Raw genomic sequence first — 16,739 nt, 5'->3', positions numbered from 1 at the left:
GACCTTCGGACACGGGAAGGTCAGGCACCTTCAAGGCTCTTGCGCGTTGCTCGCTCGACCCTTGCCAGCGCGGCTGTGTGCCGCGATACACGGCGCTAAACCTCGCTCAAGATACGGGAAAAAATGGATAACATTACCCACAGCCTGACCGGCTGGGCGCTCGCGGAAACCGGCCTCAAGCGGCGTACGCGCAAGGGCCTTGCAGCCTGCGTGCTGGCGGCAAACATGCCCGATATCGATGTGTTCTTCGGTTGGGCGCCCTGGGCGCCGCTGGCGATGCACCGGGGTTTCACCCATGGCCTCGTCGGCGGGGTGCTGGTGATGCCCCCGTTGCTCGCAGGGCTCCTGTGGCTGCTTGATCGCTGGCAGGTGAAGCGCGGCGCAACTTTTGCCAGCGGACTGGAGATGCGGCCCTGGTGGCTTCTGACGTTGTGCTATCTGGGCGCGCTGACCCATCCCTTGCTCGATCTTCAGAATACGTACGCGGTGCAGCTTCTGTCCCCCACCAGCACGCGCTGGTTCCACACCGATGGGCTGTTCATCGTCTCGCCCTGGCTGCTGGCGATGCTGGGGGGCGGGATTTTCCTTGCCTGGCGCAAGACGAAGGCAGGCGCGGCCTTCCCGGGCAAGGCGGCCATTGCAGGCCTTGCAGGCGTCGTCCTGTTCATCGGCGCCAACATCGGGATTTCGCAGATGGCGGGCGCGGCGCTGCGCAAGGCGCCGCCCCATGCCCATCCCGACCGGGTCTTTGCCAGCCCCGGGCCGCTTGCCTTCTGGCAGCGCGAGGTGGTGTGGCGGGAGAACGGCGCGCTGGGCTATGGCCGCTACGATCCGCTGGCCGATCCCGGCGTGCTCCGCAAGGTTCAGGCCCCCGAACCCGACAACATGGCGCGGCCCGAGGTTCGCCGGGCCATCGAAGCGTCGGCCGAACTGCGCGATTTTCTCGACTGGTCACAGATGCCCTTCGCCCGCATATCGCGCGAGGGCTGCATCGAGACGGTCACGGTGGGAGACGGCCGCTATGCGCGCGGTGGGTTCGCGGATGGCTTCCGGGTCGAGGTGGATTTACCTGTCAGTGAAGGGCGCTGCTCGGGCCGCTGAAGCGCTCGCTCTTCGCCGCGGTGAGGCGCGCGGCCGGGCCGAGGAGGGCGGCGGCCGAGAAGGCCCAGGCCGTCCCGCCCAGCCACCCGGCCAGCGCATCGGCGGGCCAGTGAACACCCAGCCAGACGCGGCTCCAGGCCACCATCAGGCTGGTCGCCAGCGCACCGCCCAGGATCGTCACGCGCACCCGCTCGCGCGAACTGAAGCCTGCAAAGGCGAGCGCGATGGCGAGGAAGACCACGGCCGAATTGAAGCTGTGCCCGCTCGGAAAGCTCGAGCCGCCCGCTTCGGTCAGATGCAGCGTGATCTCCGGGCGCGGGCGTCCGACAAGCAGCTTGATTGCGACTTCGACCACCCAGCCCAGCACGACGGTCAGGCCCAGGAGGCTCGCCGCGCGGCGGTGCCCCAGGAAGACGAGCGCGACGATGGCGGCGAGCGCGAAGAGATTACGCAAGAGCACGCCGCCCAGCGCCGTGATGTCGCGCACCACTTCAAGCAGGCGGACAGGGCCGATCGGGCGCAGGTCTCCGTCGCGCCAGAACAGCAGGGCGGTACGGTCGATCGTGGCGGTGTGGCCGGTCAGCACCGCCCAGGCCAGAAGTGCAAAACCCGTCCAGGCAAAAATGGCCACGATCAGGGCCTTGCGACGGCTGATCGGATGGCTGTGAAGCGCGGGGCGGGATGTTTGCTCGGAAAGAATCATGGTCTAGGGAACGCAGCGCATAGGGAGGCGTTGCGCAAGCCATGAGTTCACCTGTAATCGTTTGGTTCCGCCGGGATCTTCGTCTTTCCGACCAGGCCGCGCTGGTCGAGGCCGCCGCGAAGGGGCCGGTCGTCCCCGTCTATGTCCTGGACGACGAGACGGCAAAGCACCGCGCCATGGGCGGGGCCTCGCGCTGGTGGCTGCACCATTCGCTGGAAAGCCTGTCTGCGGCACTGGAAGAGAAGGGCTCGCGCCTGATCCTGCGCCGGGGGAGGTGCGAGGAGGTGCTCCCCGCTCTGGCGAAGGAGGTGGGGGCGAGCGAGGTCCATGCGCTGCGCCACTACGAGCCCTGGTGGCGCAACGCCGAGAAGGCGGTGGGCAAGGCGCTGACGTTGCATCTTCATCACGGCAACTACCTGGCGCCGCCCGGATCGGTGACGACGGGCGCGGGCCAGCCCTACAAGATTTTCACACCTTTCTGGCGCGCGCTGCACGAACGCCTGCCGCCGCCCGATCCGCTCTATCGCCCGCACACCATCGCCGCGCCCGAAAGCTGGCCTGAAAGCGAGGCGCTGGACGACTGGGGCCTGCTGCCGACGAAGCCCGACTGGGCGGGGGGCTTGCGCGATTTCTGGACGCCGGGCGAGGAGGGCGCGAAGGCGCGCTTGAAGACCTTTGCCGAGAAAGCCTCGCGCTACGAAGGGCAGCGCAACCTGCCTGCGCGAAACGGGACCTCGTTCCTGTCCCCCCATCTGCATTTCGGCGAGATATCCCCCGCACAGGTGTGGCACGCGACGTCGTCGGCGGGCGGCTCGGTGGCGACGTTCCTTAGCGAGATCGGCTGGCGCGACTACGCGCAGAACGTGATCCTGCAGTTCCCTGACTATGGCGGGACCTCCGCGCGCGAGGGCTTCGACGATTTCCCCTGGCGCAGCGGCGCGCAGGCCGAGGAGGACCTTGAGGCCTGGCAGCAGGGACGCACCGGCTATCCCATCGTCGATGCCGGAATGCGCGAGCTGTGGCACACCGGCTGGATGCACAACCGCGTGCGCATGATTACGGCGAGCTTCCTCATCAAGCACCTGCTGATCGACTGGCGCGAGGGCGAAAAGTGGTTCTGGGACACGCTGGTGGATGCGGACTACGCCTCGAACGCGGTCAATTGGCAGTGGAACGCGGGCTCGGGCGTCGATTCGAACATGTTCGTGCGGATCATGGCGCCGCTCAGCCAGTCGGAGAAGTTCGATGCCGCGGGCTATATCCGGCAGTGGGTGCCCGAACTGGCCGATCTGCCCGCAGGCGATATCCACGATCCCTCACCGATGGCGCGCCCCAGAGGCTATCCGCAAAGGCTGATCGAGCACCGCGCGGGGCGCGAACGCGCGCTGGGGGCGTGGGAGAGGTTCAAGGGGGAGTAGGAAGAAGAACATTGTTCCGAGGGCCATTGCCCTCGGGCTCCCGAACTGTCTGCCTCGCGCCAAGCGTGCGGCGCTTGTAAAGACAGGCGAGGTGGCGCTTTTCTGGCTGGCCGGTTCAGCCTTCGCTCTTGCCGAGCCAGCCCTTCAGGCGCCAGCGCACCATGAGGTCTTCGTAGATGATCGGGGCGATGAGGTTTTCAAAGGCGCAGCCGACCATGCCCTCGTCCCACCAGATGACCTTGGCGGCCATCGATTCCATGCCGGGCAGGGTGAGCCAGCAGTAGGTGCCGGGGTGGATGCGGCTCATCGCCATGGCCGAAAAGCCCGACATCGAAAGGTCGCGCACGACGGTCTGGTAGCCCTTGCCGCCCGATGCGCGCAGAGAGGCGGGAATGGAGATGCGCTCGCGCGGCGCGCTGCGATCTTCCTGCGCCGCGTTCTCGTACAACTGCTTGCCGGTGCTGGCCATGATTAGGGGTCCCTGCGCCTGAATGCATTGCCGACCACGGCCGGAATCGGCCGCGTGGAAAGAGCCTTTGCTGTCAGAAAGCAGTTTACCGCAGATTACTTCGATTGGTTAAGAAATTCGCGATGTCCGCTGGGGAAGGGCTCGGTAAGGAGCTCTACCATGCGTTCGGCGACGGTCTCGGGGGTCTTGACTGTCGCGGGATCCTCGCCCGGATAGGCGCGTGCGCGCATCGCCGTGCGGGTCGCCCCAGGGTTAACGATGGCGACGCGGATCTTCGAGGTTTTTTCGGTTTCCTGGGCGTAGCAGTCCAGAAGAACTTCGAGCGCGGCCTTGGTGGCTCCATAGGCGCCCCAGAAGGCGCGCGGAGCGCCCGCGACGGTCGTCGTCATGCCGATGACGCGCGCGTTCGGGCTCTTGCGCAGGAGCGGATCGAAGTTGGCGATAAGCGCCTGCGAGGCGAGTACGTTGGTCGTCAGCGCCTTGTTGAAGACGCGCTGGTCGATGTCGGCGACGCTCGTCAGCTCGGGCAGGATCGCCGCGTTGATGACGAGAATGTCGAGCTTGCCCCAGCGCTGCGAAACGGCCGTGGCGAGGCGCGCGATGCCGTCGGGCTCGACGAGGTCGACAGGGGCGATGGTCGCCGACCCGCCAGCCTCGAAGATCGCTTCCTCGACCGTTTCCAGCGCCTTGGTGTCACGGCCCGTGAGCACCACGTGGGCGCCCGCGGCCGCGAGCGCCTTGGCGGTGGCCGCCCCGATGCCTCGGCTGGCGCCGGTCACCAGGGCGATCTGGCCCTCGAACGTCGTCGCCGGGGCCGCGCTCATGCCCGGCTGCCCGCGGTCTCGAAGTCGGTGAGACGGGTCGGGTAGTCGCCGGTGAAGCAGGCATCGCAGAACTGCGGGCACTTCTTGGCGCGCTTGGGCTCACCCACCGCGCGATACAGGCCGTCGATGGTGACGAAGGCGAGGCTGTCGGCCTTGATGAAGTCGGCCATGGCCTGGGTGTCCATCTTGGCGGCGAGCAGCTTCGAACGCTCGGGCGTGTCGACGCCGTAGAAGCACGAGTGCTGCGTGGGCGGGCTGGCGATGCGCATGTGCACTTCGGCCGCGCCTGCATCGCGCATCATTTCGACAATCTTCATCGAGGTCGTGCCGCGCACGATCGAATCGTCGATGAGGATGATGCGCTTGCCTTCCACGATGGCGCGGTTGGCGTTGTGCTTGCGCTTCACGCTCGAATGGCGTGCCGCGTCGCCGGGCTGGATGAAGGTGCGCCCGACGTAGTGCGAGCGAATGATGCCCAGCTCGAAGGGAATGCCCGATTCCTGCGCGTAGCCGATCGCGGCGGGAACGCCGCTGTCGGGCACGGGAATGACGACGTCCGCGTTGGCGGGCGATTCCTTGGCGAGCTCCATGCCGATCTGCTTGCGCGCCTGGTAGACCGAGATCCCGTCCATCACCGAGTCGGGACGGCTGAAGTAGACGTGCTCGAAGATGCAGGGGCGCGGGGAGGGGCTGCCGAAGGGACGGTGGCTCGAGATCGTGCCCTTGAAGTCCACCTGGACCAGCTCGCCCGGCTCGACCGCGCGGATGAATTCGGCGCCGATCACGTCGAAAGCCACCGTTTCGGAGGCAAAGACGATGGCATCGCCGATGCGGCCCATCACCAGCGGGCGGATGCCCAGCGGGTCGCGGCAGGCCATCATGCCCTCGTTGGTCATGCAGATGAGGGCGTAGCCGCCTTCGACCATGCGCAGGGCATCGATGAACTTGTCGAGAAGGGTGGGGTAGCGGCTCGTCGCGACTAGGTGGATGATCACCTCGGTGTCGGAGGTCGACTGGAAGATCGAGCCCTTCATCACGAGGTCGCGCTTGAGCGTCATCGCGTTGGAGATGTTGCCGTTGTGCGCGATCGAGAAGCCGCCTGCGGCCAGATCCGCGTAGAGCGGCTGCACGTTGCGCAGGCCCGAACCGCCGGTGGTCGAGTAGCGCACGTGGCCCGAGGCCATCGCGCCCGGAAGCGTTTCAAGAGTGTCGTTGTCGAAGACCTGGGCCACGTGGCCAAGTCCGCGATGCGACCGGAAATCGCTGCCTGAGAAGCAGGTGATGCCCACCGCCTCCTGGCCGCGATGCTGAAGGGAGTGGAGACCGGCGGCGGTGATGTTCGCCGCGTCCTGTGCTCCGATTACGCCAAAGACACCGCACTCTTCGCGCAGTTTGTCCCCGTCGGCGTCACGAAAGGGGTGTGTAAGGTTCATGGAATGAGGGCCCGCGCCTGCGTCAAGGTCGAGGGCGCATTTGCAGGGATCGGCCGCAATTGCAAGAGGGCGTGAACCCGCAAGAGGTGCCATTGTTCCCTTGACGCGAAAAGGTGACGCGGATGTGACACGGACTGGCTCTCGTCTCGGGGTGGGAACCGGGAGGCATCTTGTGCGCTTCAGGCGGGCGCGTCCGGGCGGCGAGCACGGGGGCGGGGCCGCTCCTTGCTTGCCTCCCACAAGCCTTCACCCTAAGGCTTGGCGCCTGCACAGCTTTATCCGGTTTTCACCTCTTCATAGAAGGCGGCGTCCCGCTTGCTACTCTCTCCTTTCGAATGGACCATCGCCAAGCGCTACATGCTGCCCGGCAAGGGGGAGCGCTTCATTGCGCTCGTCGCCGGGATCAGCCTCGTTGCGGTCATGCTCGGCGTTGCCGCGCTCGTCATCGTGATGAGCGTGATGAACGGTTTTCGCGCCGAGCTTTTCGACAAGATCGTCAGCCTCAACGGTCATGCCATCGTGCAGGCCTACGGCGGACGTCTGGAGAACTGGGAGGAGGTGCTGGAAAATGCGCGCAAGACACCTGGCGTCACCCATGCCTCGCCGCTGATCGAACAGCCGCTGATGACGACCTTCAACGGCCGGGTCGAAGGCATTCTCGTGCGCGGCAACACGCAAGGGGACATCGATGCTCTGGCGGACAAGGTGCAGGAAGGCAGTCTTAAATCGCTCGCGGACGGGGTGAGCAACATCGCCATCGGCTCGCAGCTCGCTCAGAACCTGGGCGCGCGGGTGGGCGATACCATCACCATCATCAACCCGGCGGGACGCCCGACGCCCTTCGGTACGGTTCCCCGGCAGATTGCCTACACGGTGACCGCCATCTTCGAGATCGGGATCTACGACCTCGATGAGCGCTACGTGATCATGCCCATGGTCAATGCGCAGCAACTCCTGCTGTCGGGTGACACCATAGGCACCATCGAGATCACGACGTCCGATCCTGACCGGGTGAGCGAATTCCTGGCTCCGCTGGAACGCCAGCTCAAGGGCAAGGCGGTCGTCACCACCTGGAAGCAGATGAACGCCTCGCTGTTCGAGGCGCTGGCGGTCGAGCGGGTGGCGATGTTCGTGGTGCTTTCGATCATCGTCCTTGTCGCAGTGTTCAACATCCTCTCCTCGCTGATCATGCTGGTGCGCGCCAAGACGCGCGACATCGCGATCCTGCGTACCATGGGCGCAACGCGCCGGTCGCTGATGAAAGTCTTCGTGACTGCGGGCTTCTGCATCGGCGCTGCGGGCACGGTCGCGGGCCTGATGCTGGGCGCGGTCTTCCTCTATTTCCGCCAGCCGGTCGTGCATCTGGTCGAGAGGCTGACGGGGCAGAACCTGTGGGACCCCTCGATCCGCTTCCTCACCGAGCTGCCCGCGCGCACCGATCCGGTCGAGATCGCCATCATCTGCGTGCTCTCGCTCGTCCTCAGCTTCCTCGCCACGCTCTACCCCGCGTTCAAGGCGGCGAGCACCGATCCTGTCCAGGTCCTTCGCTATGAGTGATCCCCTCGTCGTTCCGGCCCCGGCCGACCCGTCCACTGACCCGGTGGTCCGCCTGGAGGGCGTGACCCGCAGTTTCGAGCAGGGAGGCGTGCGCATCGACGTGCTGCGCGGCGTGAACCTTGCTGTCCAGCCGGGCGAAATCGTTGCGCTGCTGGGGCCCTCGGGCTCGGGCAAGTCGACCATGCTCCAGGCAATCGGCCTGCTCGAGGGCGGCTTTGGCGGGCGCATCGAGATCGCCGGGATCGACGCCAGTAACCTGGGCAAGGACGCGCGCGCGGCGGTGCGGCGCGATCACATCGGTTTCGTATACCAGTTCCACCATCTCCTCCCCGATTTCAACGCGATCGAGAACGTGGTCCTGCCCCAGCTCATCACGGGACGCGCGCGCGGAGCCTGCGAGGAGCGGGCGACCCAGCTTCTCACCGCGCTGGGGCTGGGCAAGCGGCTCGATCATCGTCCCAGCAAGCTCTCGGGCGGCGAGCAGCAGCGCGTGGCGGTGGCCCGTGCGCTGGCCAATTCGCCCCGGCTGGTGCTGGCGGACGAGCCGACCGGCAACCTGGATGAGGCCACCGCCGACACCGTCTTTGCCCAGTTCCTCGAACTCGTGCGCGGGCAGGGCAGCGCGGCGCTTGTCGCGACCCACAACGAGCGTCTGGCGGCGGCCATGGACCGCGTGGTTCGCCTGCATGAAGGTGTGCTAGCCTGAAAATTGCACGCGCGCGTCCGCACGAGGGCACGCGCGCGTTGATTTTGGCGATCGACATTGCCAAATGGAAACAAAAGCTCGGTACAACTACCGTTAGCACCGGGCGGTCCCATAAGAGTGAACATGAAAGGCCAAGCGCGATGAGCGACAATCCCTCCACCATTCACGGCGGTGAAGGCGCCGGTTCCGGCTTCGCCTGGAACGATTCGGCCGAACTGCACAAGTGCGAGGACGGCGGCGGCCTGTTCCACCGCTTCAAGGTCCTGCGCCGCGGGACCGTGGCCGAGATGATCGAGTTCGTGATGGACCTGCCCGAGGAAAAGCGTGAGGACTACGCAATCCAGAAGGCCGGTGACCGCACCTTCAAGTACGCCGAGATCGTGACGCTGTACCGCCGTTCGGATTTCCCCAAGGGCGATGCCTGATCCACGCACTATCGCCGATTTTTCGGCGAGGTTGCCTTCTGGCGAGACGGTGGGCCTGGCCGACCGTCTCGGCAGGGTGGTGCTGGTGGTCAATACCGCCAGCAAGTGCGGCTTCACGCCGCAGTACAAGGGCCTCGAAGCCCTCTATCGCAACTATGGTCCGCGCGGGTTCGAGGTCATGGCCTTTCCGTGCAACCAGTTCGGCGGGCAGGAGCCCGGCTCGGCCGAGGACATTGCCCAGTTCTGCGAGATCAATTTCGGCCTCTCCTTCCCCGTGATGGGCAAGGTCGAGGTCAATGGCGCGAACGCCGATCCTCTTTTCCAGTGGCTCAAGGCCGAAGCTCCGGGTGTTTTGGGCACCAGGGCGATCAAGTGGAACTTCACCAAGTTCCTGATTGATCGCGATGGCCAGGTCGTGCGCCGCTACGGGCCGACTGAAAAGCCCGTCACACTTTCCCGCGATATCGAAAAGCTGCTCTGAGCAGGGCTCAGGCGCGGCGGCGCTCCGGCCCGCTGGGTGCCAGGGCTTGCGTTTCCTGTACATCGGCGGTGGCCTGCAGCGATCCGCGGCTGGTCTTGGCCTGCAGAGCCTCTTCCATCAGCCGTGCCATGCTCGCCTCGTCGGCCAGCACCGTGCGATTGCGGCCCAGCGCCTTGGCGAGATAGAGCGCCCGGTCTGCCTCATCGAGAAGCTGCTGGGGCGAAACTCCGGGCGTGTGGATGGCAACGCCTGCGCTCAGCGTCGCCAGATGCGCATGATCGGCATAACGGTGGGCGCGCGCTTCGAAGGCGGCGCGTATGCGCTCGACCCTGGCGTAGGCGCTGTCTGGCGATGCGGCTTCGAAGAGCACGGCGAATTCCTCGCCGCCATGGCGGAAGACACTGCGATGATGGACAAACTCGCAGGCGACATTGGCCGCACCTGCAATCACCACGTCGCCAAAGCCATGGCCGAAGCGGTCGTTGACGGACTTGAAGTTGTCGATGTCGAGCACGGCCAGCGCAAGCACCTGCCCCTCGCTGCCCGCACGCTCGTAGGACAGCTGCGCGAGCCTCCGGTCGAGCGCGCGGCGATTGCCCACGCCCGTCAGCGGATCGACCATGGCGAGCTGGAAGTGCTGCAGTGCGATCCGCTCGCGCCCCAGCGTCGTCATGAAGACGGCCAGAAGAAGGCCTTGCAGAACCAGTAGGAAGTTGAAGCTGGCGATGGCCCAGGTCTGCGTCTCGAGCGAGCCGTAGGGGGCTGGCAGCAGCGTCGTGAAGGGGACGCGCAGTGCGTGGTAGCCGCCGAAGGCGTAGAAGATCCAGGCCAGCGTCTGGGCCGAGGGCAAGTGGCGGTCGCGCAGGCTCTGGAACTCGCGCGCGCTCAGCAGGCTGAACCCGGCCATCAGCAGTGTACGCGGCAACATGCGCCATTCGGGAAAGTGGGCATCGTTCCCGAGCGTCAGCGAGAAGACGAGGCTGACAAGGCAGGCGGTGAGCGCGGGGATCGGGAGTGGGCGTCGGCGCGCTGCATAGCGCGCGCACTGCCAGGCAGCGCCGAACATCAGCGTGAACAGGAACCACCCGAAGGCCAGCGCGGGCGCACCGCCCAGTTCGTCCGGGTAACTCAGCAGGATCCCGGCGGGGATGGCCACCGCAAAAGGCGAGAACAGCCAGATCGAATGGCGCGGGCGACCGTCCTTGAACCAAGCCAGGACCATGGCAATGCACAGGATCGCCGCAGCCGCCGTACTGCACACGGCAATGGTGGGGATGTCCGCCATTCTGTGGTCAGCGCCGGGCTGCGGCGCGTGCCGGAAGAGCGAGATGCGAAGGTGCAATATCGGGCATGGCGAACTGGCGTCCTCATCTTGAGCGGGTGCAACCGCCTGCGGTCAAGGCGCATGCCTTGCTGCCTGCGGCTTACCCTGGTTGCTGTCCGTCGCGCCGATGCACGCTCTCGTTCCAGAATGTATCTATAGGAAACTATCCTTAACTCTTTGTGCGTAGCTTGAAAAGAGGGAGGGTTCCTGAAAAATAGGACGTAAGTTTCTATAATTACGAAGATTTTGTAATTATCGCGGCGGCGAGTGTATCATCGCTTGCCGGATGGGCGCCGGTTTGTCGTGTTTGGGCGTTAACCAGCGTCTGCGCCTCGCGCGCCTGGCGCGCGCCCGCGTGCGCGGCTATCCCCCACTCGATGCCCGCAAGGTCTTGATCCGTCCGCAGCCCGGGGCCTAGATCGCGGATATGGCGTTCTCTCCTTTCGTACCCTTGCGCATCTTCTCCAGCTACACGATGCTGGATGGCTCGATCGACCCCAAGGCCATGGCGAAACTGGCGAAAGCCCGGGGCTTTCCGGCCATGGCGATCTGTGACCGCAACGGCCTCTACGCCGCGCCGACTTATGCGCAGGCGGCCAAGGGGGCGGGCATCCAGCCCATCGTCGGGACCTTCCTTGCCGTTGCCCGCCCGGGCGCCGTGGCGCAGGGGCAGGATCGTCCGATCGACTGGCTCGCGCTCTTCGCACAGAACGAGGCCGGCTGGGAGAACCTGTGCCGCCACGTCAGCCGCGCGCACCTCGAACGCCCGCTCGAACTGGAACCGCACGTCGAGCTCGATTCGCTCGAAGGCCATACCGACGGCTTGATCTGCCTTTCGGGCGGCGATGAGGGCGCGCTCGCGCGGCTCCTCGCCAAGGGCGATACGGCTGAGGCGACCGGCTATTGCGAAGCGCTCGAACGCTTTTTCCCGGGCCGCCTCTACATCGAGATCACCCGCACCGGCGAGGAGGTCGAGGACGCGAGCGAGGAGGCGCTGATCGATCTCGCCTATGCGCGCGACATCCCGCTCGTGGCCTCAAACCCGGCGCAGTACTCGGAAAGCTCCTTCCACGATGCGCACGATGCCATGCTGTGCATCGCCAACTCCACCCAGGTCGATGCGGCCGAGCGTCCGCGCTCCTCGCCTGAGCGCTGGGTCAAGCCGATCGAGGCGATGGAGGAGATGTTCGCCGACCTGCCCGAGGCGATGGCCAACACCCTCGTCGTCGCGCAGCGCTGCGCCTATGTCCCGCCGCGCCGTCCTGCACTGCTGCCCAGCCTTGCCGGCGACAAGAAGGGCGAGGAAGCCATGCTCGCGCGCGATTCGCGCCGCGGCCTGGCGCGCCGTCTTGCCCCCTACTGGCCCGAGGCCACCGAGGCCGAGCTCGATGAGGCGCTCGCCTTCGAGGGGGAGGAACTTGCTCGCGCCTACGAAGCCTTGCGCGAGAAGGGCGTCACCGAAGACTTCATCGACTACGCCAAGCGTTTGAAGTTCGAGATCGACATCATCGTGGGCATGGGCTTTCCCGGCTACTTCCTGATCGTTGCCGACTTCATCAAGTGGTCCAAGGACAACGGGATTCCGGTGGGTCCGGGCCGTGGTTCGGGTGCCGGTTCGCTGGTCGCCTGGGCGCTGACCATCACCGACCTCGATCCGCTCAAGCTGGGTCTGCTGTTCGAACGCTTCCTCAACCCGGAACGCGTCTCGATGCCCGACTTCGACATCGACTTTTGCGAAACCCGGCGCGGTGAGACGATCCGCTACGTGCAGAAGAAGTACGGGCACGACCACGTCGCCCAGATCATCACCTTCGGCAAGATGAAGGCGCGCGCGGTGCTGCGCGACTGCGGGCGCATCCTGCAGATGGGCTATGGCCGCGTCGACAGCCTGTGCAAGATGGTGCCCAACCACCCGACCGACCCGTGGACGCTCGACCAGGCGCTCAACGGCAAGAAGGAGAAGGACGGCTCCACCTCGCCGCCGGTGGAAGAATTCCTGCGTGAATACAACAACGACCACGAAGTGAAGCGCCTCGTGGATCTTGCCGTCCAGCTCGAAGGCATGCCGCGCAACTCCTCGACCCACGCGGCGGGTGTCGTCATCGGCGACCGACCGCTGGAAAAGCTGGTTCCGCTCTACCGCGATCCGCGCTCGGACATGCCGGTGACGCAGTTCGACATGAAGTTCGTCGAGGACACCGGCCTCATCAAGTTCGACTTCCTCGGCCTCAAGACGCTCTCGGTCCTGCGCCGCGCCTGCGATCTTCTGGAGCGGCGGGGCATCACCATCGACCTCTCGACGCTGAGCTGGGACGATCCGGGCACCTACGAGCTTTTGAAGCGCGGCGACACGGTTGGCGTGTTCCAGCTGGAATCGGAAGGCATGCGCCGCACGCTCGCGGCGGTGAAGCCGACCAACTTCGGCGACATCATCGCGCTCGTGTCGCTCTATCGCCCGGGCCCGATGGACAACATCCCGCTCTTCGGCCGACGCAAGAACGGGCTGGAGAAAATCATCTACCCGCACGAGAAGCTGGCGGGTATCCTGGAGGAAACCTACGGGATTTTCGTCTACCAGGAACAGGTCATGCAGGCCGCGCAGATCCTGGCCGGATACTCGCTGGGCGATGCAGACCTTTTGCGCCGCGCCATGGGCAAGAAGGTCCAGGCCGAGATGGACAAGCAGCGCAAGCGCTTCGTCGCGGGTTGCAAGGAAGTCTCCGACATCGACGCGCCCAAGGCCAACGAACTGTTCGACTTGATCGACAAGTTCGCAGGCTACGGATTCAACAAGTCGCACGCGGCTGCCTACGCGCTGCTTGCCTACCACACCGCCTGGTTCAAGGCGCACTACCCGCACGAATTCTACGCCGCGGCCATGTGCTTCGACATGCACCAGTCCGAAAAGCTGGCGATCTTCGTCGACGACATGCGCCGCAACGGCATCGAGGTCGCGCCGCCCGACATCAACAAGTCCGAAGCCGAGTTCATCGTCGAGGAAACCCACGACAGCCTGGCCGTGCGCTATGCGCTCGCGGGCATCCGCAACGTGGGCGAGAAGGCCATGGACGCGGTGGTCAAGGAGCGCGAGACCAACGGCAAGTTCACCAGCCTGGACGACCTGTTCCGGCGCGCACCGGCGGGCTCGATGAACCGCCGCCTCCTGGAAAGTCTGGGCGCGGCGGGCGGCCTGGACGGGCTCGAACCCAACCGCGCCAAGGTCATCGCCAACGCCGACACGCTGCTGGCCGAAGCCGATATGTCCGCACGCGAGCGCAATTCAACGCAAGGCGGTCTTTTCGGGGACGAGGACCACGCCGTGCAGGGCCTGCGCCTGGTCGATGCCAAGCCCTGGAGCCGCATGGACCAGATGGCCAAGGAGCGCGAGGTGTTCGGCTTCTACTTCGCCGCGCATCCGGTCGAGCAGTACCGCGCGGTCGCCTCGGCGAACGGCGCGCGCACTTATGCCAGCCTCATGGCCGGGGGCGGCGAGGGCGGGCGCACCGGCGCCGTCATGGCCGCGATGGTCGAGAACGTGCAGAAGCGAAAGACCAAGCGGGGCAAGGACTTCGTCATGGTCGACTACTCGGACGCTTCGGGCAACTTCTCGGCCTGCTGCTTTGAAGAGAACATGGTCGATGCCTTTGTCGGCTGGGGCAAGGAGAACGCCTGCCTGCTGCTTCAGGTCGAACTCGACAGCCCGAGCGAGGACGAGCCGCCGCGCGTCACTGTGCGCAGCGGTCGTCCGCTGGCCGAAGTGACGGCAGGCGCGCGCATGCTCCTGCGCCTCGACATCAGCACGGTCGAGGCGGTGCAGGAACTCGCGCTCCTCATGCGTCCGGGGCGCAAGGGCACAGGCGAGGTTATGGCGACGCTCAAGCTGGGCGATGGCCGTGACCAGCGGGTGCGGCTGGGGCGCGATTTTGCGCTCGATGGCGAATTTGCCGAGCAGCTCGCCAGTGTCGAGGGGCTCTCGAACATCTCGCTGATCGCCCGTCAGGGCCCCGAGAGCGTGCGCCGCGCGGCCTGATTTCCGCGCTTCGTTTGAAACACGCATAAAGGCCCGGCACTCCATATGGAATGCCGGGCCTTTTGCATGTGAGGGGCGCGCCTTAGTTGTTGGTGGCGCCTTCGGCTGCGCTCTCGGCCGCATCGCCGATCTGCGAGGCCGCATTGCCGACATCCTGCGCCGCATCGGCAATGGCGTTGTCGCGCGCAACCTCGCTCGAGGAGGTCTGGCTGAAGAGGTAGAAGCCGCCGACAACCGCGACGAGCAGGATCAGCGCGATGACAAGGCCACTGCCGCCTGAGGACGACTTGCTCTCATGGATGACGGTGGTGTGGGTAGGCTGTGCCGCAGCCGGTTCGTCGGTGGTCGTGCGGCGCTCCTGGGTCACGTATTCATCTGCCATGGTTTCGCATCCCGTTGTTGTTTCGTGTTGCCGGGAATAACCAAGGATACGCGCCTCCGGTTCCATGAACCGCAGATTACCGCGCGTTCAGCGGGGAGTTGGAAGGTTTGGGGCCGGAGCCTGCCGTGCCTCAGGCCGCCAGGCGTACCTGCTCGGGCTGGTCGGCCAAGACATGGACCTGGAAGTAATACTTCTCGGTCGGCTGGCCGTTCGCAATGAAATTGATGCGGACCTGCCGGGCGATGCCTTTCACGAAAATGCGCTGTCCCTTCAGGTGTTTGGCAATCTCATCCGGATCATCGCTGCCGAACATGCGCTGCGCGGTTGCCTTGGGAATGGAGACCGTCAGACAGTTGCGGTCACGGTAGTCGCGCTCGGAGTTCAGGTAGATGTGGCCGCTTTGTGCGCCTACTGCGCGCACGGGCATCTCGAAGATCCCGGCAACGCCCGCTTTCGAGCCCAGGTAGGAGGCGTAGGTGACCGCCTCGGTCGTGGAGAGGTAGTCCGGGGTGCAGGCCTGCGTGCGGCTTGTCGTATCCAGGGTCGTGTCGCGGACGGGGGGCGAGGACGCGCCTGCAGCGGGGGCGAGGCTGGCGAGGGCCAGCGCGAGTAGAGCGGCGTTCATGAATTCTCCTCCGGGAGCACGGTGGGAATTGCAGGCGCGCTATGAACGCACGGCCTTCGCTATTAGGCAAGTGTATTATTTCATGGGCGGTGTCTTCCTGATCGTGCCCAGGCCTTTACAGCAAGCTGAGTTGCCCGTCGGGCGAGGGCGCGCGGAACTGGCTGCAATCGAGGTGGACGCCGGGAGGTCCAAGGCCGTGGCGCTTCATGGCCAGGCGAAAGCGGCTGCGCACGAGGTCGGCCCAGGGGCTCTGGGGGCGGAAGCGCTCGCCAAAACGCGGATCGTTGTCGCGCCCGCCGCGCATTTCGCGGATAATCGCCATGACCTTGCCCGCGCGGTCGGGGAAATGGGTCTCGAGCCATTCGCGAAAGAGCGGGGCAACCTCAAGCGGCAGGCGCAGCATGATCCACATGGCCCCGCGCGATCCGGCTTTTGCGGCCGCCTCGACCAGGCTTTCCAGTTCGTGGTCGGTAATCGCGGGGATGACCGGCGCGATCATCGCGTGGGCGGGAATAGCTTGGGCATTCAGGGCCTCGAGCGCAGCAAAGCGCTTGGCGGGGGAGGCCGTGCGCGGTTCGAGCCGACGCGAGAGACGCGGATCTAGGCTGGTGACCGAAATCCCGACGCTGACGAGATCGCGCCGCGCCATCTCGGCGAGAACGTCGCTGTCGGCAAGGATGCGGTCCGACTTGGTGACAAGGCTGACCGGGTGGCCGACCTCCAGGCACAGCTCGAGAATTTCCCGGGTAATGCGGTAGCGCTGCTCGATCGGCTGGTAGGGATCGGTGTTGGTCCCCATGGCAATTGGCGCGACGCGGTAGTTCCGGCGAGCCAGTGTTTCGCGCAGCAACCGGGCTGCGTCGAGCTTGGCGAAGAGCCTGGTTTCGAAGTCCAGCCCCGGTGAGAGGTCGTGGTAGGCATGGCTGGGCCGGGCAAAGCAGTAGATGCAGCCATGTTCGCATCCATTGTAGGCGTTGATCGAGCGGTCGAAAGGGATGTCGGGCGACTTATTGAACGAGACGATGCTCTTGGGGCGAAGCTCGGTCACGGTGGTGCGCAGCGGGGGCAGCGGGCCGTCGATGTCGGTGCGCGCGTCGCACCAGTCGCCATCGGCTTCGTGGCGGGCAAGGCCAAAGCGCGCGCTGACCTGGTTGCTGACCGATCCTCTTCCTTTCACGTGTTCCATAGCCTGGAACATATAGTGAACATGTGGGCGGCGCAAGACAAACAGGAAAACGGGCCCGCTGCCGAGGGTCTGGCG

Annotated in this window: 15 protein-coding genes; 7 read left to right on the top strand and 8 right to left on the bottom strand. The window is 65.5% G+C overall.

The features are described from left to right. Positions 1–123 precede the first annotated feature (123 nt). Positions 124–1,101 carry a metal-dependent hydrolase gene (locus tag LC060_RS12785; protein ID WP_226636091.1) on the top strand — a complete coding sequence of 326 codons (978 nt, stop codon included), beginning with the start codon at positions 124–126 and terminating at the stop codon, positions 1,099–1,101. Here the strand turns inward: LC060_RS12785 and LC060_RS12780 are convergent. Further along, a complete protein-coding gene (locus LC060_RS12780) occupies positions 1,073–1,732 on the bottom strand; it encodes a phosphatase PAP2 family protein (protein WP_226636089.1) in 660 nt (219 codons plus the stop codon). The two genes, LC060_RS12785 and LC060_RS12780, sit on opposite strands and share 29 nt — an antisense overlap. A gap of 113 nt (positions 1,733–1,845) precedes the next feature. Here LC060_RS12780 and LC060_RS12775 point away from each other — a divergent pair, with 113 nt between their 5' ends. Further along, positions 1,846–3,222, top strand: a complete 1,377-nt coding sequence (locus LC060_RS12775; protein WP_226636088.1) for a cryptochrome/photolyase family protein — start codon at positions 1,846–1,848, stop codon at positions 3,220–3,222. Positions 3,223–3,337: 115 nt separating this feature from the next. Here the strand turns inward: LC060_RS12775 and LC060_RS12770 are convergent, their stop codons facing one another. The 3 genes from LC060_RS12770 to purF form a co-directional block, all read right to left on the bottom strand. Further along, positions 3,338–3,691 carry a PilZ domain-containing protein gene (locus LC060_RS12770; RefSeq protein ID WP_226636086.1) on the bottom strand — a complete coding sequence of 118 codons (354 nt, stop codon included), beginning with the start codon at positions 3,689–3,691 and terminating at the stop codon, positions 3,338–3,340. Positions 3,692–3,786: 95 nt separating this feature from the next. Next, positions 3,787–4,515: an SDR family NAD(P)-dependent oxidoreductase gene (locus LC060_RS12765; protein ID WP_226636084.1), complete on the bottom strand. Its 729-nt coding sequence runs from the start codon at positions 4,513–4,515 to the stop codon at positions 3,787–3,789. Next, positions 4,512–5,948, bottom strand: a complete 1,437-nt coding sequence (gene purF, locus LC060_RS12760; protein WP_226636083.1) for an amidophosphoribosyltransferase — start codon at positions 5,946–5,948, stop codon at positions 4,512–4,514. Before purF ends, LC060_RS12765 begins: the two co-directional genes overlap by 4 nt. A gap of 315 nt (positions 5,949–6,263) precedes the next feature. Here purF and LC060_RS12755 point away from each other — a divergent pair, with 315 nt between their 5' ends. The 4 genes from LC060_RS12755 to LC060_RS12740 all read left to right on the top strand — a co-directional run bounded on the left by LC060_RS12755 (position 6,264) and on the right by LC060_RS12740 (position 9,117). Further along, positions 6,264–7,505, top strand: a complete 1,242-nt coding sequence (locus LC060_RS12755; protein ID WP_226636081.1) for a lipoprotein-releasing ABC transporter permease subunit — start codon at positions 6,264–6,266, stop codon at positions 7,503–7,505. Then, on the top strand, positions 7,498–8,211 hold the full coding sequence (locus LC060_RS12750) for an ABC transporter ATP-binding protein (RefSeq protein WP_226636079.1): 714 nt from the start codon (positions 7,498–7,500) through the stop codon (positions 8,209–8,211). Before LC060_RS12755 ends, LC060_RS12750 begins: the two co-directional genes overlap by 8 nt. A gap of 140 nt (positions 8,212–8,351) precedes the next feature. Then, complete coding sequence (locus tag LC060_RS12745) at positions 8,352–8,636, top strand: hypothetical protein (RefSeq protein WP_148625721.1); 285 nt, start codon at positions 8,352–8,354, stop codon at positions 8,634–8,636. Beyond that, positions 8,629–9,117: a glutathione peroxidase gene (locus tag LC060_RS12740; RefSeq protein ID WP_226636077.1), complete on the top strand. Its 489-nt coding sequence runs from the start codon at positions 8,629–8,631 to the stop codon at positions 9,115–9,117. The genes LC060_RS12745 and LC060_RS12740 overlap by 8 nt, the downstream gene beginning before the upstream one ends. Before the next feature lie 7 nt (positions 9,118–9,124). Here LC060_RS12740 and LC060_RS12735 read toward each other — a convergent pair whose 3' ends face one another. Continuing rightward, positions 9,125–10,402 carry a sensor domain-containing diguanylate cyclase gene (locus LC060_RS12735; protein ID WP_226636075.1) on the bottom strand — a complete coding sequence of 426 codons (1,278 nt, stop codon included), beginning with the start codon at positions 10,400–10,402 and terminating at the stop codon, positions 9,125–9,127. Positions 10,403–10,868: 466 nt separating this feature from the next. On the opposite strand from LC060_RS12735, the gene dnaE reads away from it, so the two are divergent. Next, on the top strand, positions 10,869–14,471 hold the full coding sequence (dnaE, locus tag LC060_RS12730; RefSeq protein ID WP_226636073.1) for a DNA polymerase III subunit alpha: 3,603 nt from the start codon (positions 10,869–10,871) through the stop codon (positions 14,469–14,471). A gap of 82 nt (positions 14,472–14,553) precedes the next feature. On the opposite strand, the gene LC060_RS12725 is transcribed toward dnaE, so the two are convergent. The 3 genes from LC060_RS12725 to LC060_RS12715 all read right to left on the bottom strand — a co-directional run bounded on the left by LC060_RS12725 (position 14,554) and on the right by LC060_RS12715 (position 16,664). After that, positions 14,554–14,853 (bottom strand): hypothetical protein, encoded by a 300-nt coding sequence (locus tag LC060_RS12725; RefSeq protein ID WP_226636071.1) that lies wholly within the window; start codon positions 14,851–14,853, stop codon positions 14,554–14,556. A gap of 130 nt (positions 14,854–14,983) precedes the next feature. Continuing rightward, complete coding sequence (locus LC060_RS12720; RefSeq protein ID WP_226636069.1) at positions 14,984–15,478, bottom strand: hypothetical protein; 495 nt, start codon at positions 15,476–15,478, stop codon at positions 14,984–14,986. 115 nt (positions 15,479–15,593) lie between these two features. Continuing rightward, positions 15,594–16,664: a PA0069 family radical SAM protein gene (locus tag LC060_RS12715; protein WP_226636068.1), complete on the bottom strand. Its 1,071-nt coding sequence runs from the start codon at positions 16,662–16,664 to the stop codon at positions 15,594–15,596. Positions 16,665–16,739: the final 75 nt, after the last annotated feature.

Origin of the sequence: Novosphingobium profundi, from assembly GCF_020524485.1 — a bacterium.
GTDB classification, from domain to species: domain Bacteria; phylum Pseudomonadota; class Alphaproteobacteria; order Sphingomonadales; family Sphingomonadaceae; genus Novosphingobium; species Novosphingobium profundi_A.
The sequence above is the reverse complement of the archived record's forward strand: the minus strand, read 5'-3'. Positions and strand labels throughout refer to the sequence as shown.